The organism is Foliimonas ilicis (assembly GCF_039939195.1).
In the GTDB taxonomy this organism is placed as follows: Bacteria; Pseudomonadota; Alphaproteobacteria; order Rhizobiales; family Rhizobiaceae; genus Foliimonas; species Foliimonas ilicis.
Genome location: NZ_JBDUUH010000003.1, coordinates 360,396 through 379,468, shown reverse-complemented (window position 1 = coordinate 379,468; position 19,073 = coordinate 360,396). Strand labels below are relative to the sequence as shown.

Here is a 19,073-nt window from a genome sequence, read left to right as displayed (position 1 = left end):
TCAATCCTCGTCGGCACCGCCGGCGAGCGGCAGTCCTTCCGGGCTATCGGCCAGCAATTGCTTTCTGCTGAGCAGGCCAGCATCTTCCAACGTCTCGAAATCGGGTAGATCGCGCAACGTGTTCAGCCCGAAATGTGCGAGGAAGGCTGGCGTGGTCACGTAAGTATAAGGCGCGCCGGGTGTCGGACTGCGCGGACCGGAAGCAATGAAACCAGCGCTTCGCAGATTGGCAATCAGGTCGCGGCTGATCTCGCGTCCAAAAAACCCCGACAATTCGGAGCGGGTCAGCGGCTGGAAATAGCCGATGGTCATCAGGACGAGCGCCTCCGACTGGCTCAGATCGACCGTTCGCTCGCTGACCCCCGAAGCGGTTTTGATCGCATCGGAAAAGCCTGAACGGGTTCGATGCTGCCAGCCTCCGGCGACTGACACGAGTTCATAGGGACGGCCGTTCAATTCCTCGCGAATGTCATCGATTATGAGGTCGATATTGCATTGCTGCCCGACGACCTTGCTCAGCGCGTCGCGCGAAACAGGCGCAGAAGCCGCAAATATCACTGCCTCCACGCGCCCCATCCATTCGCGCCAGCGGGCGGGCGGCGGCAGATGCTCCAGCTCCCTGTCGAACAGAGGCGCGGCTTTCGAGCGGGCAGCCCTGCTCTGGTCTGGCTTTGGTTTCGTACTCTGTTCGGCAGCCATGAACCTAGCACCCGCCATTGTGCGGGAGGCAAATCGCCAAAGGTTCAAAAGTGCGAATCATGGCGTCGAAAATAGCGCTGCATGCTGCGCTTGACGATGATTTCTCTGAGAAACCGCCACCTGACATCCCTTTTGCACCGAATTGTGCGCGCCGTTGACAGTTCTCTACCGGCAATCATTTTCGCGCCGCTACGAAACCGGAAGGGCCCACAGCACGTATATAGCAAACCTAAGATCAACCCCGAGGACTTCATTGATGCCTTTGTTCAGGAAATCGCTTCCGCTTTTTGCAGCAATCGTCCTCGGGGGATTATCTTCCCCTGCATTTTCCGAAGATCTTTCAGGGCCGGAGGTTAAGGCATTGATCGAGGGCAAGACGGTTTATCTTTCCACCCCGTTCGGCGTCAGCCTGCCGCTGAGCTATAGCGCGGGTGGTGTTGTGTCGGGCGATGTTTCGGGCATTTCGGCAGCAAGCATGTTTGCGCCTAAGGAGGACGGCAAATGGTGGATCCAGGGTAATTCCATGTGCCAGCAATGGCCGACCTGGTACAAGGGCAAGCAGTTTTGCTTCACCATCCAGAAGACCGGGGACAACAAGATTTCATGGCTGCGCGATGATGGCACTTCCGGTACTGCAACCATCGGAAACTGATCAGGCTTTCCGCGCCTTTTCGTAGGCGCTCAACGCATCTTCCCGCGCCTGCCTGTGATCCACAACAGGTTCGGGATAGGTGTCGAACAGCCCCTTCCCCTTGCCACCCGACGGCTCGTGCACCGCATCGTCCGACACGTTTTCAAGTTCGGGCACGAAACGGCGAATATAATCACCCTTCGCATCGAATTTCCTGGCCTGAAGGATCGGGTTGAAGATGCGGAAATAGGGTGAGGCATCCGCGCCGGAGCCTGCGACCCACTGCCAATTCGCGGCATTGCTGGCCGGATCGGCATCGACCAGCGTGTCCCAGAACCATTGTTCGCCCACGCGCCAATCGACCAGCAGATGCTTGATGAGGAACGACGCCGTCACCATCCGCACGCGGTTGTGCATCCAGCCGATCTCCCAAAGCTGGCGCATTGCGGCATCGACGAGCGAATAGCCGGTCTGCCCTTTTTGCCATTTTTGAAGGTATTGCTCGTTCGTTTTCCACGGAAACGCATCGAATGAGCGGTTGTAGTTCACCGTCGCCAGATCGCGATTGTGATAAAGCTGGTGATAGCAGAACTCACGCCAGCAGATTTCCTTTCGGAAAGTCTCGATGTCGGCAGGTTTCGCGTGAACGCGCTTTTGGCTCATCGCCGCGAAAATCTGAAACGGCGTAATCTCGCCATGCGCCAGATGCGGCGAAAGGCCGGACGTTCCCTCTATGCCGGGAAGTTCGCGGTTTTCGCCGTAGCCGTCGATGGTCTCGTCCAGAAAATCAGCCAAGCGTTCATGCGCGCTTTCCTCGCCGGGGGTCCAAGTTTTGCCCAAGCCGCCGCTCCAATCCGGCTTGGTTGGCAGCAATTTCCAATCGTCCAGATTTTCGGATTGGATTTTGCCATCGAAACCGTTGATCTTTTCAGGCGCATCGACCGGATCGCGGTAGTGATGTTTTGCGAGTTCGCGCCAGAACGGTGTGTAGACGCGGTATTCTCTGCCTGCTCCGGTTTTCACCTTGTCGGGGTCGTGCAGCAGATGGCCGTCGAAACTATCGGTCGTGACGCCCCGAGCTTGAAGCGCTTTTTCCGTCGCCAGATCAGCGTCGATTTCTGCCGGATCGTAGCGTTTGTTCCAGAAAACGAGGTCGGCTTTTGTGGATTCCTGAAGCGTTTCGACCGTTTTCGACATGATGCCGCGCAGAAAATGCAATTTCACGCCGCGTTTTTTGAGTTTTTTCGACAGAGCGAGCAGTGAATGGTGCAGCCACCAGCGCCGCGCACCGCCAATCGGGCGAATGCCTTTGCTTTCCTCGTCGAGGATGAAAGCGGCGATTACCGGCTTGCCGCTGTCGGCTGCAGCGCTCAGCGCGCGGTTATCCGCGATGCGCAGATCATGCCTGAAAAGAACCAGAACCGGAGTGCTTTTATCGTTCATGCCTGTCGTTTCTGATTGCATCTGCGAAGGAAAATCCCGCAATCACCAGCAATGCTCCAACGCTGAATGCATTGAGAGCGATAAGGCCGGTCGCGGCGCTGTCGGACAAGTTCACCAATGCGTATTGCGTGGTGCCTTTCAGCAGGAAATAGGCTGCAGTTGATGCCGCGACCAGCACGAATGCGCACCAGCGCTCGCTTTTGCGAAACTGGACGGCGGCAATCAGTACGCATGCCATCAAAAACAGCAGCACGCCGGATTGCGGGCCAAGAAGAAGCGAAGCCAGCGCTGTGTTCGCGGTACCAGCAATCGGAAGCAGCGCGCGTCCGGCCATGCTGTGGGAGCGCGCCAGAGCGGGGACCGCCAGAAAGAACGGCGTCGAGAAAAACGTGAAAAGCGTCGGCCAATAATCACCGCCAATGACCCAATAGACATAAAGCGGATAAAAAGGCTGGCTCGCCGCGACCATCACGGCAATGAAATTGCTGGCGGCGGCAAGTGGATCGTCATTATCGACGTAGAGCCGATATCTTTGCATCAGGCTCATTTGGCGGCTTTCGGGATCGGCCAGAAGGCGCTGACGCGACGCTGATAATCCCGGAATTTGTCGCCCCGCGATTTCAGCATATGCGCCTCCAGCGGCGGAATGCCCGAAACATGGACGAGCAGATAATACATCTGGATCGGCGCAAGTATGGCCAGCCAGCCAATCAGATAATCCGGAGTGAGACTGATCGCGATTATCGGATAAGCGACCCAGCCAAGCCATTCGAAGAAGTAATTCGGATGGCGCGATATGCTCCACAGGCCGACATCGCAGACCTTGCCCTTATTGGCAGGATCGGCTCCGAATTCGCGCATCTGCCCGTCTGCCACCGCTTCGCCGAGCACGGCGACCGCAAAGACGATTATACCGATATAGTCTGCAATGTTCGGGAAAGGTGCCGGATTATGCGCTGCCACATAGACCGCGAGCACGAGAATGAAGCCTGCAATCGCCTGGCTTTGCAGAAACAGGAACAGGCGCATGGCTGCATTGTCGCCCCACTCCTTTTTCAGATTGCTGTAGCGTGGATCTACACCGCCGCTTTTCAGCGTTCGCCGTGCAATGTGGCTGCCCAGCCTGAACGACCAGATCGCGACCATTGCTGCCACGACGAAATTGCGCAGCAAGAGGCCTTCATTCCCGACGACAATCAGCGCGCCCGCCACGCCGACTATGCCGGTGGAGAACGACCAGATCGTATCGATCCAGCCGGATTGACCCGTCTGCCGCTCGATAAGCCAAGCGCCTGTCATGAACAGCGACATCGCAACGAGAAGGCAGAAAAGGAGAAGAAGGGTCATCGACGGCTTTTCACAATGCTTGGCTCACAAGAGCGCTATCTGAAACCCGTTTACGCAGATTTCAGGCATTTGGATCAGCGATTTAGGAAAGATCTGACTTGAAACTCACCTGTTCGACCAGCAAATTTGCAATGCGCAGGCTGGCACCCGTCGTCAGAAGAATTTGCGGCAGGGTCAGCCATTCAAGCGTCCACGCGGCGCCGGAACGCTCGTTTTCATGCACCAGAGCCTGATGCAGCGTGCCGACCAGCCCGGCATTGTACCGGGCGAGGCTCACCAGCACTTCGGCATTCACCGGGTTGGATTTGTGCGCCATGGCCGACGACCCGCCGCCACCTGAAAGGCGCACTTCCTGAACTTCGTTCTGCGCCATAAGCGCAATGTCGGCACCGAATTTGCCGAGGCTTCCCGAAATCAACGACAGCAGCGACGCGAAGCCGACAAGCGGATCGCGGCCGGAATGCCAAGGCTCGGCCAAACCGAGATCGAGGTGCTTGGCCAGCGCGCGCGCAATCGCATCGCCCTTGCCTGAGAAGCTTTCGCGATTGCCGATAGGCCCGCCAAGCTGAATGACCAGCAGGCTGGAGCGGATCGAAGAAAGAGCCTTGCGATGGCGCTCGAGCGGTTCGACCCAAGTCCTGATCTTATCCGCAACAGTGAAGGGCAACGCCTGTTGCATACGCGTATGCGCCATCAGGCCTTGCTTGCCATTCGCCTTCGAAAGGGCCGCGAATGACGCTTGGAGGCTTTCCAACCGCTCTTCGAAAACCGGAATGATCTCGGCCAGTTGCAGGATCAGCGCTGTATCGATGACATCCTGACTGGTCGCGCCAAGATGAACGTTACTGCCATGCGGCTCGCCGATCACCTTGCGCAATTGTTTGACCAGCGCGGGCACGACGACGCCGTCGCGCGCTAGCCCATCGGCAAGGGCCTGCCAGTCTGGCGAGAAACCATCGATACCAGCCTCAATCGCAGAAGCTGTATCGTCTTCGATCAAACCGGCGTCGGCTTGCGCCCACGCAAGCGCGAGCTCGAACTCAAGCATTGCCGCCATTTGACGCTCGTCGGAAAGCAGCGCCGCAATCTCGTCGTCTCCGACAAGCGCATTCAACAAGGGTTGCGGCGTAAGCATCTCAGACGGCTTCAAGCGCGATGGCGATGCCCTGCCCGACGCCGATGCACATCGTGGCCAGTGCGCGCTTTTTGCCGGTGAGGCTGAGTTCGAGCGCTGCCGTGCCGGTGATGCGCGCGCCCGACATGCCGAGCGGATGGCCAAGCGCAATCGCGCCGCCATTCGGGTTCACATGCGCCGCATCCTCGGCAATTCCGAGTTCGCGAAGCACGGCTATGCCTTGGGAGGCGAATGCTTCGTTAAGCTCGATCAAATCGAAATCCTGCGGCGTAATGCCAAGCCGAGCGCAGAGCTTTTTGGTTGCCGGTGCCGGGCCGATGCCCATGATGCGCGGCGCAACGCCTGCGACCGCACCGCCAACGATGCGGGCAATCGGCGTCAGGCCATATTTGCGGGCCGCCACCTCGGAAGCGATGATCAGGGCCGCCGCACCATCATTGACCCCGGAAGCGTTACCCGCCGTGACCGTGCCGCCTTCCTTCTTGAAAGGCGTGCCTAGCTTCGACAGGATCTCGATGGTCGTATCGCCGCGCGGATGCTCGTCCTTGTCGACGATGACCGGATCGCCCTTGCGCTTGGGGATCGACACCGGAACGATTTCCTTGGCCAGACGGCCGTTTTCCTGCGCGGCGACTGCCTTTTGCTGGCTGCGCAGCGCGAATGCATCCTGATCTTCGCGTGAAACCTTGTAGTCCTCAGCAACATTCTCGCCGGTTTCCGGCATGGAATCGACGCCGTATTGCTTCTTCATCAGCGGGTTCACGAAGCGCCAGCCGATTGTCGTGTCGTAAATCTCGGCGTTGCGCGAAAAGGCCGTATCGGCTTTCGGCATGACGAAGGGCGCGCGGCTCATGGATTCCGTGCCGCCTGCGATGTAAAGCTCGGCCTCGCCCGATTTGATGGCGCGAGCTGCGGTGATGACGGCATCCATGCCCGAACCGCAGAGGCGGTTGATCGTGGTGCCCGCAATGCCGACCGGCAGACCGGCGAGAAGCAGGCTCATGCGCGCGACGTTGCGATTGTCTTCACCGGCCTGATTGGCATTGCCGAAAATCACGTCGTCGACGGCTTCCCAATCGACGCCCGGATTTTGCTCGACCAGCGCGCGCAAAGGCACCGCACCCAGATCGTCCGGCCGCACCGAAGACAATGCGCCGCCGAAACGGCCGATCGGCGTGCGGAGATAAGCGCAGATGAAAGCCTCGGCCATGATCAATTGCCCTTCTTGGACCCGCCATGTGCGGCGGTCGTGCGTGCGTGCAGATCACGCAAGGTGGAAAGCTCCAGCGCGGTTGGTGCTGGAGTTTCTTCTAAATCATCCGCAAACTTGACTGTCCAGCCGCAGGTTTCCTGAACCTGTTCGCGGCTGACGCCTGGATGCAGCGAGACGACGGTGAATTCCTTGGTGACCGGGTCCGGCCGCCAGATCGCGAGATCGGTGATGAGCTGCGTCGGACCCTTGGTCGAAATACCGAGACGCTCGCGGTGGTCGCCGCCATCGCCGTGACCGAATGAGGTGTAGAAGTCGATCTTTTCGACCATCGAACGGGTCGCCTGCTTCAGCGTGATATAGATTTCGCCGCAGGACGTGGCGATTTCAGGCGCACCGCCGCCGCCCGGAAGGCGGACTTTCGGATTGTCGTAGTCGCCGATGACGGTGGTGTTGATGTTGCCGAATTTGTCGAGCTGGGCAGCACCCAGAAAGCCGATGGAAATGCGCCCGCCCTGCAGCCAGTAGCGGAACATTTCCGGCACTGCGACCGTGGTCAAGGCAGTTTCGCACAATTCGCCGTCGCCGATCGACAAGGGCAGGACATCAGGTGCGGTGCCTATCGTGCCGCTTTCATAGATGAGCGTGATGTCCGGCGCGTGGGTAAGCCGCGCGACATTGCAGGCAGCGGATGGCGCGCCGATGCCGACAAAGCAAACATCGTTGCTGGTGAGCTGGCGGGCAGCCGCGATGGTCATCATTTCGGTCGGGGTGAAATCAGTCATCTCAAAGCCCCTTCACGCGGGTTTCGAACACTTCAGGGGTCGCATCGAGCACGTTTTCCTTCATCCATGCGGCGAACAATTCGCGGTCGGCGGAAATCTTGTCCCATTGCAGATAGGTGGCGTTGTCGCGGCCATAATAGCCATGCGTGTAGGATGGATGCGCGCCGCCCGGCACCACCGAAATCGCCGAAACGGTCCAATGCGGAAGAATGCAGAGATTGGGGTGCAGGCCTTTGAAATCCGGCACCATTTCCTCGACCGTCACGACCACGCGCTTTGCGGCAAGGGCTGCCTCTTTCTGGACGCCGACGATGCCTTCGATGAGAACGTCGCCCTTCTCGGTGGCTTTCTGGGCGTGGATGAAGGTGACATCGGGCCGATGCGCCGGAACTGCGGCCAGCACTTCACCGGTGAATGGGCAGGTCACGGATTTGATGTCTGGATTGACCCTGGCGAGACCGGCGCCCTTATAGCCCCGAAACACGGCGACCGGCAGGCCGGATGCGCCAGCCTCATAGGCATTTGCCATGGCGGCGTGGGAATGTTCGACAGTCTCGATAGCGCGCGGATATTTGTTTTCGATCGCATCGCGCATGCGGCGCAGAAGGCCAACGCCTGGATTTCCCGCATAAGAGAAGATGACTTTTTTCGCGAGGCCCATGCCGATGATCTGGTCGTAGACGATGTCGGGCGTCATGCGCAGCAGCGTCAAATCCTTGATGCCCTGACGGATCGCCTCATGGGCGGCGGCATGCGGGATCAGATGCGTAAAACCCTCGAAAGCGACGGTGTCGCCATCATTGAGGTTTTGCCGAACTGCATCGGCAAGACTTAGAAATTTGCTCATCAATTCTCTCAGATATCGAAAAAGACGGTTTCGTCATCACCCTGAAGGTGAATGTCGAGCGTGTAGGTTGCGCCGTCATCGCTGCGGGCGGCGATCAGCGTCTTGCGGCGGCGCGCATCCATGATGCGGTTGAGCACCGGATCAGCGGCGTTGGCGTCCTGCTCGTCCTCGAAATAAAGGCGCGTCTGCAGGCCGATATTGACGCCGCGCGCGACGATCCAGAGCGAGATATGCGGTGCCTGATCCTTGCCGCCGGGACCAGGAACGACGCCCGGCTTGACCGTCTCGAAACGGAATGCGCCGTTCGCTTCGGTCGCTTTGCGGCCCCAGCCGGTGAAGCTTGGGCTGGTGTTGGAATTCGGTGTCTGCGGCGAGACAAAATTGCCGTCTGCATCCGCCTGCCAGATTTCGACGATGGCGTCACTGAGCACGGCACCGGATCCGTCGAAAATGCGGCCGGTGACGACGATGCGCTCGCCCTTCGTGTCAGGCGTCAGCATCTGCGCGCCCGCATCGACTTCATAGACGCCGTTGATCTCGGCGAAATTCGGAGTCAGACCGATGTGAACATACGGACCTGCGGTCTGCGACGGGCTTTCCTTCAGGAGAGGCAATTTGTTGATCATCAATTGCCCTCCGGCCGGTTTTCGAACAGCGTCGAGCGGCGTCCGCGCAGTACGATGTCGAAGCGGTAGGCCAGCGCGTCCATCGGCAATGTATTGTGACGGTCGAGCTTTGCCGTGAGCTGCTCGATGGCCGCATCGTCGGAAATGCCTTTGACGATCGGGCATTGCCGGATCATGGGGTCGCCTTCGAAATACATCTGCGTGATGAGACGCTGCGCGAAGGCATGGCCAAACAGCGAGAAATGAATGTGCGCCGGGCGCCAGTCGTTCGGCCCGTTCGGCCACGGATATGCGCCGGGCTTGACCGTGCGGAATGAGTAGAAGCCGTTCTCATCCGTGATCGTACGTCCGCAGCCGCCGAAATTAGGATCCAGCGCGGCCTGATAGCCCTCTTTCTTGTGGCGGTATCGGCCACCGGCATTGGCCTGCCAGAACTCGACGAGTGCATCTGGGACGGGCTTTGCATTCTCGTCGAGAACTTGACCGTACACCACGATGCGCTGGCCGATGGCATCGGTGCCATCCTGGCTGTAATTGCGGATCAGATCATTATCGAGGGGGCCGAGCATGGAGTGGCCGAAGCGCGGGCCGGTGAGTTCGGAGGCCGTCGCATCCAGCGAAATCAGCGCATGGCGCGGCGAACGCAGAAGCGAGCTCTTATAGGCAGGCGTCAGCGCTGGCGGATGCCAGTTCCGGTCGCGGGCGAATAGGCCGCCATTGTCGTTGCGCTCGACCATCAACCAGCCTCCCCGGTCGAGCCGCGCTTGGCAAGCTCTGCCTTGGCAATCTTGAAGGCGCGGTTGGCGGCGGGCACGCCTGCATAGACGGCGACATGCAGCAGCGCTTCCTTGATGTCTTCCGGCGAGGCGCCGGTGTTTTCAGTGGCGCGCACATGCATAGCGACTTCCTCGTCATGCCCGCCAGCGGCAATCAGCGCCAGCGTGATGAGCGAACGTTCGCGGCGTGTCAGACCGGGGCGCGACCAGACGCTGCCCCACGCGCCTTCGGTGATGAAGGCCTGAAAATCCTCGTCGAAAGGCGTCTTGGCGGCATTGGCACGATCGACATGGGCATCGCCCAGAACGGCGCGTCGCGTCTCCATGCCTTTGTCAAAACGGGTGGGCTGCTCAGACATAATTGGCCTCTTCGAAATGGCTGCGCATAAGGCCTGCCAGAATTTCAGCTTGTTCGATGGATGGAATGTGACCCGCCCCGGCGATCGTCTTGAACGACGCGCTTCGGATCAGCTTTGCCGTTTCCGAAACCAGAGCGGGCGGCGTGGAGAGATCGTTCTCACCGCAGATAACGAGCGTTGGCGCTTCGATCCGGGCTGCATCGTCGGTCAAATCCGCATCGCGCACGGTTTCGCAGGTCGCCGCATACCCGACAGGCGATGTGCGTTCGAGGAGATTGCGCCAGCCTGAGTAATCGTCTTTTCGCTCGGTGCGGAAAGATGGCGATAGCCAGCGTTCAAGAATTGCTTCGCTGATCGATGCAATGCCATCGCGCCGAACGGCTTCGATGCGGGCGTTCCAAGTCTCGGCATTGCCGATCTTGACCGCCGTGTCGCAAAGGATGAGCGCGGCGACCTTCCCCGGCTGGTTTGCCGCAACATATTGCGCAATCATGCCGCCGACCGATACGCCGCACAGCGCGAAGCGATCGAAGCCCACGATTTTCGTGAGTGCCAGAAGATCGGCAGCGTGGTCGGCTACCGAATAAGGCCCTTCGGGCGCGTCAGATAGGCCGTGGCCGCGCTTGTCATAGGCGAGAATTTTGTAGCGGTTCGAGAGAATGGCAACCACATCGTCCCAGATGCGATGATCGGTGCCGAGCGAGTTCGAAAGCACGAGCGGCAAGCCGTCCGCCGGGCCGCTTACCCGGTAGTGCAACACGACGCCATTGCAGTTCGCAAATGCCATTTTCAACTCCGTTGAGCTTGTTAAGCGCGGGCGGCCGCAATTGTAAAATGAATAGTTGGCCTTGACCTATAACCTGCAGAATATGCTAAATTCGTCCGCACCATGGATATTCAGCTTTTCAGCGTCGATGTGTGGCGCAATCATACTGGAACAGAGATATGAGTTCATCCCTGCTGGATGGGCGCATAAAGCTGCGCCAGATCATATGCTTTCTCGAAGTCGCCCGGCAAAAGAGCGTCGTGAAGGCAGCCGCCGCGCTGAATATCAGCCAGCCCGCGGCGTCGAAAACCATTGCGGAGCTGGAAAGCATACTCGGCGTTTCACTGTTCGACCGCAGTCGCCGCAATCTGCATCTGACACCATTCGGCGAAGCGTTCGAACGCTATGCCAGCAATGCAGTTTCGGCGCTGCGGCAAGGCGTTGCGGCGGCCAACCAGCAGCAGAGCGACCCTGTTATCAAAATTGGTGCACTGCCGACTGTTTCCGCAACGGTTCTCCCCCACGCCGTGAAGACATTCACCGAAAACGGGGCTTCTGCGTCGGTGCGCATCGTCACCGGGCCGAACGCCTATCTGCTCTCCCTTTTGCGGCAGGGCGACGTCGATCTCGTTCTTGGCCGCATGGCTGAACCGGACGCGATTTCCGGCCTGTCTTTCGAGCATCTTTATTCGGAGCGCATCGCTGCTGTCGTGCGGCCCATGCATCCGCTGCTCGTCAACGGCTCGCTCGATCTGGCAGAAGTCGAGCAGTTTCCGATCCTCATGCCGCCGCCCGGTTCCGTCATTCGCCCGACTGTCGAGCGCCTGCTTGCGACGCATGGCGGCAGCAGCCCGCGCAGCGAGGTAGAGACGGTTTCCAACGCGTTTGGACGCAGTTTTACCCGCATAACGGACGCGGTCTGGTTCATTTCGGAGGGCGTGGTGGCAGATGATGTGGCGGAAGGCATATTGGAAATCCTGCCGCTCGACACATCCGAAACTCTCGGCCCTGTCGGGCTGACGATGCGCACCGACACACCGCTGTCATTCAGCGCAGGGCTGCTGGTTCAGGCGATCCGCGATGTTTCCAAATTGCAGTTCAGCGCGGGACTTTCATGAAGCTCAGGTAGGCCGGATCGAAATCGGCCAGTTCCTGAAGCTTTTCCCAATTCTTGATTTCGATCGTCTGGTCGCGCCAGACCAGAAGGCCGAGCTTGCGCAACTCCTGAAGGTTGCGGTTCACATGCACCAGCGAAAGGCCGAGGCAGTCGCTCAACTGCGCCTGCGACATCGCAAAATCGAACTTTCCATTTGTCGCAAGGCCGATCGCTTCATGCCGCGCATACATTTCGCAGATGAAATGCGAAAGCTGGCTCAAGGCCGAATGCCTGCCCATCGTCACCACCCAGGCGCGGTGGATCGCGGCGTCGATGGCAGTACTCAGCCACAGCAGGCGTGTGAGATGCGGGTATTTCTCGGTAACGGCGTGGAGGTTTTCGTGCGCGACGAGCGCGACCTTGCATCTGGTGAGTGCAACGATTCCGTGGTCCAGGCGCTTCAGCAGGAAATTGTGCAAATCCATGAAGTCGCCGGGAATGTGCACCGCACTTATCTGACGATTTCCATTAACTACATAGTGACACCGCGCTGCGAGGCCTTCCGTCAGCAGGCAGCTATGGGTTGGCGTAACGTCTTCCTGAACGATGGACGCGCCCGGCTCGAATATCTTGGTCTGTGAGATGATCCGTACGAGTTCGACTTTTTCTTCGTCGGAAACCTTGTCTCTCAGTTGAAGTGAACGGAGAAGATATTCGATGGTCGCGGTAGACATGCCGGTCCTTTCAGAAGACCGCTATAAGCTCGGCCCCGCGTAGGTCTAACGGCTATTCTCGGTCTAGCAAATCTGAAAATCTAAACGTCAGAACAAGTTTTCCATTGGAATCGCGAACATTGGTGACCCATTCGGTGCGGTCCGCTCCCGTCAATATACCATCGACCATGATTTCACGTGCTGTTTGCGCCGCTTCCTGCCGCACGGCACCCAGGTCCGCGAGTTCCACACCGTCCACGACTTCCACGCCGGACTTTTTCTGAAACTCGAAACTATATTTGGGCACAGGTGTGATCCACTTCTCCGATTTGAATAATCGTGGCTCCGATTGGTTCCGCTTAAAATGCATGTCGTCTCAATGCGACGTCGGGACGCGCTGTACATCACAACCTCGTTAATCCCTTGCAAGCATGAGCAATATTCGATTAGTGGAGTGCGCTAATCAGGAATTCGCCGAGGGCGTTTTCGCGAACGGATCGAAGGAGTCAGAGATGAGAAAATCCCCGCTGGTCGCAGGACTGGCTGCGCTCATAATGACTGTTTCGCCGCTTTGGGCTGCAGAGATCGAAACGGCAATCGGCGAGGTCGACGTGGCGGAAAACCCGAAAACCATCGCGGTTTTCGACATTGCAGCCGTCGATACGCTCGATCGTCTTGGCATCCACCCGAACGGAATCCCGGATAAGCTTTATCTGCCCGAACTTTCAAAGCTGACGGAAAATGCTGAAGTCGTCGGCACGCTGTTCGAACCCGATCTTGAAGCGCTGAACGCGCTGGCGCCGGACCTGATCATTGTCGGCGGCCGCTCTTCCCCGCAGGTCGAAGCAGCACGCCGGGTTGCCCCGACAATCGACATGACGATTACCGGCGACGATCTCTTCGCCGAAGCCAAGGCGCGGCTGGCAGCTTACGGCACGATCTTTGACAGGGCCGATGAAGCAAAGAAGGCGCAGGACGAACTGGACGAGGCGCTTGCCGATGCGAAAAACGCCGTCAAAGGCAAGGGCAAGGCATTGATCATCATGACCAATGGGCCAAAAGTCTCTGCATATGGTCCGGGCTCGCGCTTCGGCTGGGTGCACAATGCGCTGGAACTGCCCGCCGCCGTCGAGGACGTCGATTCCGCAACGCATGGCGAGGCGGTTTCCTTCGAATTCATCCGCAAGGCGGACCCGGACTGGATCATCGTCCTTGATCGCGCGGCGTCTATCGGCTCCGGCGAACAGAGTGCATTGGCCACGCTCGACAATGAATTGATGCGCCAGACCAAGGCCTGGAAGAACGAGCAAATCGTCTATCTTCCGCCTGCCGATTTCTACATTGCAGCCGGTGGCGCGCAGGCGACGAAACGTGTGCTCGGCACGATCTCAGAAGCGTTTTCGCGGGCTGAATGACAGAAATCGTAACCGGCAGCTCGTACTGTGCAAAACTGGTGGGGATGGCAACGCTCCTGCTTTTGTTTCTCGTGAGCCTTTGTGTCGGCGTAGGGGATTTCTCGCCGCGCGGCGCGTTCACCGACATCGAGGCGTTGCAGCTCCTGTTCATCAGCCGTTTGCCGAGAACGCTTGCCGCATTGCTGGCGGGTGCGGGTCTGGCAATCGCCGGTCTGGTCATGCAGACGCTGGTGCGCAATCGTTTCGTCGAGCCCACAACGGCAGGCACCGGGCAAAGTGCGGCGCTGGGCATTCTTCTCGTCACCATATTCTGGCCTTCGGCGTCCTTGCCGGTCAAAACGATCCTCGCCAGCCTGGCAGCGCTTGGCGGTACGTCCGTGTTTCTGATGTTGGCGCATCGTCTGCCGCCGACGCAGCCATTTCTAGTGCCGCTTTTCGGTCTCGTTTATGGCGGCGTGGTGGGAGCTGGCGTGACATTCGTCGCCTGGCAGGCCGATCTCCTGCAGTATCTCGATGTGTGGACGAATGGAGAGTTTTCAGGAGTCCTGCGCGGGCGCTACGAACTGCTGTGGATTTCCGCAGTGATGGTCGCGCTCGCCTGGTGGGTGGCCGACAGACTGACAATCGCGTCGCTCGGCAAGGATGTCAGCATCGGGCTTGGACTGAACTACGCACGGATAATGCAACTGGGGCTGGTAATCATCTCGGTGATTTCCGCGCTGACTGTGGTCATTGTCGGCCTCATCCCCTTTGTAGGACTGGTCGTGCCGAACATTGTTTCGCGTTTTGCCGGGGACAATCTTCGCGGTGCGCTGCCTTGGGTGGCGGGCTGCGGGGCGGCGCTGGTGCTGGGCTGCGATATTATCGGCCGGCTTCTGCGTTTTCCGTATGAAATTCCGGTCGGCACGATACTTGGCGTCGTCGGTGCGATCATCTTCCTCTGGCTTCTGTTCGGGCGGAAGTCGAATGGCTGAGCGCAGACTGATCGGCCTCGCTTTGCTGGCGCTTCTCTCGATCGTCGCATTCATGACGATCGGCCTGCGCGGCAACATTGCCTTCGCGTTGGAGCTTCGATCCGTCCGCCTCGTGGCGCTCGTGCAGGTGGCGGTGGCAATCGCGATTTCGACCGTGCTGTTCCAGACGGTGACGGGCAATCGCATCCTCACGCCGTCGATCATGGGCCTAGATGCGCTTTATCTGTTTGTGCAGACGGCGCTGGTGTTCGTCTTTGGCGGCCTCGGCTTTGCCGCGCTGGATCCTAGTCTCAAATTCGGCGGCGAAGTCGCGATTATGATCGCGCTGGCTTTGGCGCTTTTTCTGCCGATGCTTTTCTCGCGCATGGACATGGGCCTGATGCTGCTTGGCGGCGTCATACTGGGCGTGCTGTTTCGCAGCCTGTCGTCGCTTCTCGCGCGGCTGATCGACCCGAATGATTTCGCGGTGGTTCAGGGTGCAAGTTTTGCGAGCTTCAACAGCATAAATAGCGAGCTTGTCGCTCTGGGGACGATCCTCACTATCGTCGCGGTCATCGTCGCGTGGCGTTCGCGGCATGTGCTCGACATATTGGCGCTGGGCGGCGATACGGCAACGGGACTCGGCGTGGAATGGCGCAGGACTGTCGCCGGATTGATTATGCTGGTGGCGGTGCTCGTTGCCGTCTCGACCGCGCTTGTCGGCCCCGTCGCCTTCTTCGGCCTGCTGGTTGTTGCCCTTGCCGAACGCGTGGTCGATTCACGACGGCACCGCTATATGCTGCCCGCTGCAGCACTCACCGCGATCATCGTCCTTGTCGGAGGCCAGACGCTGCTTCAGCATGCGCTGGGCGGAGCATCGACATTGGGCGTCGTGATCGAATTCGTGGGCGGTGCCGTGTTTCTTATTTTGCTTCTTGGGACCAGAAAAAGATGATCCGCATCGAAGGCGTATCGCTGGCGTATAACAAGGCGAAAATCCTGCACGACATTTCGCTGGAATTGCCGAAGGGCGGCATCACGGCGCTGGTCGGGCCGAATGGTGCGGGCAAATCAAGCCTGCTATCGCTCGTCGCGCGGCTACAGCCACTGCAAAGCGGGACGATCACGGTAGATGGTCTGCCGGTCGATACGACGCCCGGCCGGCAGCTTGCAAAGACACTTGCCGTGATGCGCCAGAATTCCGCCGTGGCCAACCGGTTGAAAGTGCGCGAGCTGGTTGGGTTCGGCCGCTTCCCGCATCATCGCGGGCGGCTCGACACTGAGGACCGTGATCTGATCGAGGCAGCTCTTTCGCAATTCGACCTGACCGATCTCGGCGACAGGTTCATCGACACGCTTTCCGGCGGCCAGCAGCAGCGTGCAATGGTTGCGATGACATTCTGCCAGGGCACCGACTATCTGCTGCTTGACGAGCCGTTGAACAATCTCGACATGTATTATGCGCGTCATCTCATGCAGTGCCTGCGCTCGGCTGCCGACAGCCAGAACCGCACCATCGTCATCGTGCTGCACGACATCAACCACGCCGCCGCCTATGCTGACAGGATCGTCGCGATGAAGGACGGGCGCATCGTCGCGAACGGCGCGCCCGCCGACATATTGAACACGGAAATTCTGGAAGCCGTTTTCGGATATTCGATGCGTGTCGCGGAAGTCGACGGGCAGCTTACCGTTCTTCACCACCACTAGATTTTTGGATGAGTTTCGAAATAAAAACGGGCGCCGACGGCGCCCGTTTTACGTAATACTGCAGCGAAACCGTATGGTTGCGCTGATCCGCTTAGAAATCGAACGAAGCGGAGAGCGTGAATGTCCGTGGCGCTCCGGCTGCGAGGAACCCGCGAGCCGACGAAGCCCAGTAATTCTCGTTGAAAACATTCTCGACATTGGCCCTGAATTCGACCGGCTTGCCGTTCTGTCTTTCATAGACATAACGCGCACCGACATCGACGCGTGTCCAATCGGGCACTTTCTGCGTGTTCGCCCGGTCGTAGAAAGTGCTGCCGTTGTAGAGCACGCGACCTGTCAGGGTCAGATTATCGACCCAAGGCGTGTCGTACTCGCCATACAAGCTGATCGCCGTTTTCGGTACGCCCGTCACGCGGTTTCCGTCAAACGTTCCGCCAGCAGTGTTATCCAGTTTCGCATTCATAAAGGTTACGCCACCGAGTAGGCGAACCCCATCGAATGGTTCACCATATACGGAAAGCTCAAGCCCACGATTGACCTGAAGGCCGTTTACCCCAAATTCGTTCGTCGCCGGATCGGTGTAGCCGCTCTCCTGTCTTATCTCGAACAGTGCTGCGGTCAATATGACCGAACCGAAATCATATTTGACGCCGATTTCTTTCTGCTCTTGCACGTAGGGTTGGAATACATCGCCGCCATTATTGGCAGAAAGGGGTGCAATGTCACCTTCTGTCAGTGCCTCGACATAGTTGGCGTAGACTGAGAATTTGTCGGTGACGTTTGCAACGGCGGCAATGGCAGGGCTGAAGCGGTTTCCTTCGTAAAAGTAGTTACGCTCCCCCAAAACACCGCGAGCCGGATTTGTATTAAAGCCTTCTTGCCGCATATCCTGATAGCGTCCGCCAAGAGTTAGGAGGAAGCGATCGTCGGCAAAGGAAAGCGTGTCCGAAACAGCGATGCTGGTAGAAAGCAGACTTGCAAACGGGTGCAAGTCGTTCGAACGAGGAAGTCCGCTCGTATCCACCGAACCGTCCGGCAGGTAGATCGGATTGTAGATGTTGGTTGGATAATCCGGGAACCCTAAGGCTCGCGGGTTAAAATAACCGCGGTTGTTCTCGTTGAGCGATCTCGACACAGAAACGTTCAATCGGTGGCCGATAGGACCGGTGTCGAACTCCGAGCGGAGGCCTATTTCGCCGGAAACCCCTGTGATCTGCTGGGGATTATAGCCAAAATCGGCCTGTGCGTCGCCAATTCCGGGGCTGGTGCCGAGCCTTGGATCGCCGATCGTATAAGACGTGGTCAGGAAGTCCTCGCGGTAGCGACCGGCACCGGCCGCCGCGTATATCGTCGTGTTTTCCAAGACATCGAATTCAACGCGAGCAGCGGCCATGTTGTGGGTGCTGTCGTGGTATTCGAAAGGATTGGCTGTATTGATCTTGCCATTCGGAGCTTTAGGGATTTCGACGCCGGGGGCGACGGCGTTGAACAGCGATGTGGGTCCATCGATGTTCTGCGTGTTGTGGCCGAGGTCGAGTGAGGCGCGGACGCGCTCGCCGCGATAGTCGAGGCCAAGCGTGGCCACGCCGACCTGGACATCGTTATGGTCCATTGCCGTGTCACCGAACCGGTAAGATCCGTTCACGCGAACACCCCATTCCCCGGTAGGACCGAAACGGCGACCGATATCGGCATGCGTCCAAACTTGCGAATCGCTAAGATAGGTCGTCGTGAGGCGAGTTAGCGGTTCGTCTTCGGCGCGCTTCGGAACCAGATTGATCGTGCCGCCCACGCGGCCGATACCGCCATTGGCCAGCGCGGTCGGTCCCTTCAGTATTTCGACCCGTTCGATGCCCTCAAGGAAGCTGCGGCGCGGATTGGCGATGTAGGGTAGACCGTCATAAAGTGTATCGAGATTTGTGACCGAGAAGCCGCGAATGAAGAAAGAATCGCGCTCGCTGAATGTAGGTGCATCCTGACGTACGGATGGGTCGTTCAACGTGACATCAGCTACGGATTTGGCTTGTTGATCCCGGATCAGCTTTTCAGTGAACGCTGTTATGCTGAACGGCGCTTTGAGAATGGAGCTGTTGCCAAGCATGCCGAGCCGAGCGCCGGTCGCGACCTGCCCACCCGCATAGGGAGCTGGCGGTTGGCCGACGGTGCCAGTGGTGTTGCCCGCAGCGCCGCGCACTTCGACCGTTCCGAGATTGACAGAGCCGTTCGAAGCCGCCTGCGTCTCCGCTTCCGCAGTCGTGGCAGTCTGCGCAAACGCTGGTTGAAAGGCCGCGCTCACCATGACAGCGCCGACGCCAATAGCCGTGCCGAGCAGCAGACGCGTCATCAGACGGCTGCGCATATTTCGAAACGCGATTTCATTTGAAAAATTCATTAAACAGACCCCTCACTGCAATAGCCCAAAGCGATACTTGCTCTTTATCGCGCTGCAATAAATGAGCAAGGTCAATGGGTTAGAGAATCTTTTCATACAGGAGGGACAAGAAGAAAAAGCTTCTCGTTTTAATCATGTTTAGTATTTGATTTTATTGAATTAACGGGGTT

General features: G+C 58.6%; 21 protein-coding genes. 6 read left to right on the top strand and 15 right to left on the bottom strand.

Annotation, left to right across the window (positions count from 1 at the left end; translation table 11 throughout):
• On the bottom strand, nucleotides 1-699 hold the full coding sequence (gene scpB / locus ABFT80_RS09865; RefSeq protein ID WP_455189912.1) for an SMC-Scp complex subunit ScpB: 699 nt from the start codon (nucleotides 697-699) through the stop codon (nucleotides 1-3).
• 361 nt (nucleotides 700-1,060) lie between these two features.
• On the opposite strand from scpB, the gene ABFT80_RS09860 reads away from it, so the two are divergent.
• Nucleotides 1,061-1,351 (top strand): hypothetical protein, encoded by a 291-nt coding sequence (locus ABFT80_RS09860; RefSeq protein WP_347971723.1) that lies wholly within the window; start codon nucleotides 1,061-1,063, stop codon nucleotides 1,349-1,351.
• Here ABFT80_RS09860 and ABFT80_RS09855 read toward each other — a convergent pair whose 3' ends face one another.
• The 11 genes from ABFT80_RS09855 to pcaD form a co-directional block, all read right to left on the bottom strand.
• Nucleotides 1,352-2,773, bottom strand: a complete 1,422-nt coding sequence (locus tag ABFT80_RS09855) for a cryptochrome/photolyase family protein (RefSeq protein WP_347971722.1) — start codon at nucleotides 2,771-2,773, stop codon at nucleotides 1,352-1,354.
• On the bottom strand, nucleotides 2,763-3,320 hold the full coding sequence (locus ABFT80_RS09850) for a hypothetical protein (protein WP_347971721.1): 558 nt from the start codon (nucleotides 3,318-3,320) through the stop codon (nucleotides 2,763-2,765). Before ABFT80_RS09850 ends, ABFT80_RS09855 begins: the two co-directional genes overlap by 11 nt.
• Complete coding sequence (locus tag ABFT80_RS09845; protein WP_347971720.1) at nucleotides 3,317-4,120, bottom strand: DUF1295 domain-containing protein; 804 nt, start codon at nucleotides 4,118-4,120, stop codon at nucleotides 3,317-3,319. The genes ABFT80_RS09850 and ABFT80_RS09845 overlap by 4 nt, the downstream gene beginning before the upstream one ends.
• Before the next feature lie 82 nt (nucleotides 4,121-4,202).
• Nucleotides 4,203-5,255 carry a 3-carboxy-cis,cis-muconate cycloisomerase gene (locus tag ABFT80_RS09840; RefSeq protein ID WP_347971719.1) on the bottom strand — a complete coding sequence of 351 codons (1,053 nt, stop codon included), beginning with the start codon at nucleotides 5,253-5,255 and terminating at the stop codon, nucleotides 4,203-4,205.
• A gap of 1 nt (nucleotide 5,256) precedes the next feature.
• On the bottom strand, nucleotides 5,257-6,465 hold the full coding sequence (gene pcaF / locus ABFT80_RS09835; protein WP_347971718.1) for a 3-oxoadipyl-CoA thiolase: 1,209 nt from the start codon (nucleotides 6,463-6,465) through the stop codon (nucleotides 5,257-5,259).
• Nucleotides 6,466-6,467: 2 nt separating this feature from the next.
• Nucleotides 6,468-7,250: a CoA-transferase subunit beta gene (locus tag ABFT80_RS09830; protein ID WP_347971717.1), complete on the bottom strand. Its 783-nt coding sequence runs from the start codon at nucleotides 7,248-7,250 to the stop codon at nucleotides 6,468-6,470.
• 1 nt (nucleotide 7,251) lies between these two features.
• Nucleotides 7,252-8,097 carry a CoA transferase subunit A gene (locus ABFT80_RS09825; RefSeq protein WP_347971716.1) on the bottom strand — a complete coding sequence of 282 codons (846 nt, stop codon included), beginning with the start codon at nucleotides 8,095-8,097 and terminating at the stop codon, nucleotides 7,252-7,254.
• Between the two features lie 8 nt (nucleotides 8,098-8,105).
• On the bottom strand, nucleotides 8,106-8,723 hold the full coding sequence (gene pcaG / locus ABFT80_RS09820) for a protocatechuate 3,4-dioxygenase subunit alpha (protein WP_347971715.1): 618 nt from the start codon (nucleotides 8,721-8,723) through the stop codon (nucleotides 8,106-8,108).
• Nucleotides 8,723-9,460 (bottom strand): protocatechuate 3,4-dioxygenase subunit beta, encoded by a 738-nt coding sequence (pcaH, locus tag ABFT80_RS09815; RefSeq protein ID WP_347971714.1) that lies wholly within the window; start codon nucleotides 9,458-9,460, stop codon nucleotides 8,723-8,725. The genes pcaG and pcaH overlap by 1 nt, the downstream gene beginning before the upstream one ends.
• Nucleotides 9,460-9,858 carry a 4-carboxymuconolactone decarboxylase gene (gene pcaC / locus ABFT80_RS09810; protein ID WP_347971713.1) on the bottom strand — a complete coding sequence of 133 codons (399 nt, stop codon included), beginning with the start codon at nucleotides 9,856-9,858 and terminating at the stop codon, nucleotides 9,460-9,462. Before pcaC ends, pcaH begins: the two co-directional genes overlap by 1 nt.
• On the bottom strand, nucleotides 9,851-10,645 hold the full coding sequence (gene pcaD, locus ABFT80_RS09805) for a 3-oxoadipate enol-lactonase (RefSeq protein ID WP_347971712.1): 795 nt from the start codon (nucleotides 10,643-10,645) through the stop codon (nucleotides 9,851-9,853). The genes pcaC and pcaD overlap by 8 nt, the downstream gene beginning before the upstream one ends.
• Before the next feature lie 158 nt (nucleotides 10,646-10,803).
• On the opposite strand from pcaD, the gene pcaQ reads away from it, so the two are divergent.
• Entirely contained in the window at nucleotides 10,804-11,742 is a 939-nt protein-coding gene (gene pcaQ, locus ABFT80_RS09800) for a pca operon transcription factor PcaQ (RefSeq protein ID WP_455189911.1), read from the top strand.
• Here pcaQ and ABFT80_RS09795 read toward each other — a convergent pair.
• Nucleotides 11,723-12,454: a Crp/Fnr family transcriptional regulator gene (locus ABFT80_RS09795; RefSeq protein WP_347971711.1), complete on the bottom strand. Its 732-nt coding sequence runs from the start codon at nucleotides 12,452-12,454 to the stop codon at nucleotides 11,723-11,725. The genes pcaQ and ABFT80_RS09795 overlap by 20 nt on opposite strands.
• A gap of 52 nt (nucleotides 12,455-12,506) precedes the next feature.
• Entirely contained in the window at nucleotides 12,507-12,740 is a 234-nt protein-coding gene (locus tag ABFT80_RS09790; protein ID WP_347971710.1) for a DUF6894 family protein, read from the bottom strand.
• Nucleotides 12,741-12,945: 205 nt separating this feature from the next.
• Between ABFT80_RS09790 and ABFT80_RS09785 the strand changes: the two genes are divergently transcribed.
• From ABFT80_RS09785 to ABFT80_RS09770, 4 genes are read left to right on the top strand one after another with little or no spacing between them, the layout of a single operon-like run.
• Nucleotides 12,946-13,848 carry a siderophore ABC transporter substrate-binding protein gene (locus ABFT80_RS09785; protein WP_347971709.1) on the top strand — a complete coding sequence of 301 codons (903 nt, stop codon included), beginning with the start codon at nucleotides 12,946-12,948 and terminating at the stop codon, nucleotides 13,846-13,848.
• The gene (locus tag ABFT80_RS09780) at nucleotides 13,845-14,822 is read left to right on the top strand and encodes an ABC transporter permease (protein WP_347971708.1); all 978 of its coding nucleotides are present in this window, start codon (nucleotides 13,845-13,847) and stop codon (nucleotides 14,820-14,822) included. The genes ABFT80_RS09785 and ABFT80_RS09780 overlap by 4 nt, the downstream gene beginning before the upstream one ends.
• Nucleotides 14,815-15,756 carry an iron chelate uptake ABC transporter family permease subunit gene (locus tag ABFT80_RS09775; protein ID WP_347971707.1) on the top strand — a complete coding sequence of 314 codons (942 nt, stop codon included), beginning with the start codon at nucleotides 14,815-14,817 and terminating at the stop codon, nucleotides 15,754-15,756. The genes ABFT80_RS09780 and ABFT80_RS09775 overlap by 8 nt, the downstream gene beginning before the upstream one ends.
• On the top strand, nucleotides 15,753-16,511 hold the full coding sequence (locus ABFT80_RS09770; protein WP_347971706.1) for an iron ABC transporter ATP-binding protein: 759 nt from the start codon (nucleotides 15,753-15,755) through the stop codon (nucleotides 16,509-16,511). Before ABFT80_RS09775 ends, ABFT80_RS09770 begins: the two co-directional genes overlap by 4 nt.
• A 91-nt stretch (nucleotides 16,512-16,602) precedes the next feature.
• On the opposite strand, the gene ABFT80_RS09765 is transcribed toward ABFT80_RS09770, so the two are convergent.
• Entirely contained in the window at nucleotides 16,603-18,903 is a 2,301-nt protein-coding gene (locus tag ABFT80_RS09765) for a TonB-dependent receptor (RefSeq protein WP_347971705.1), read from the bottom strand.
• Between the last annotated feature and the right edge of the window lie 170 nt (nucleotides 18,904-19,073).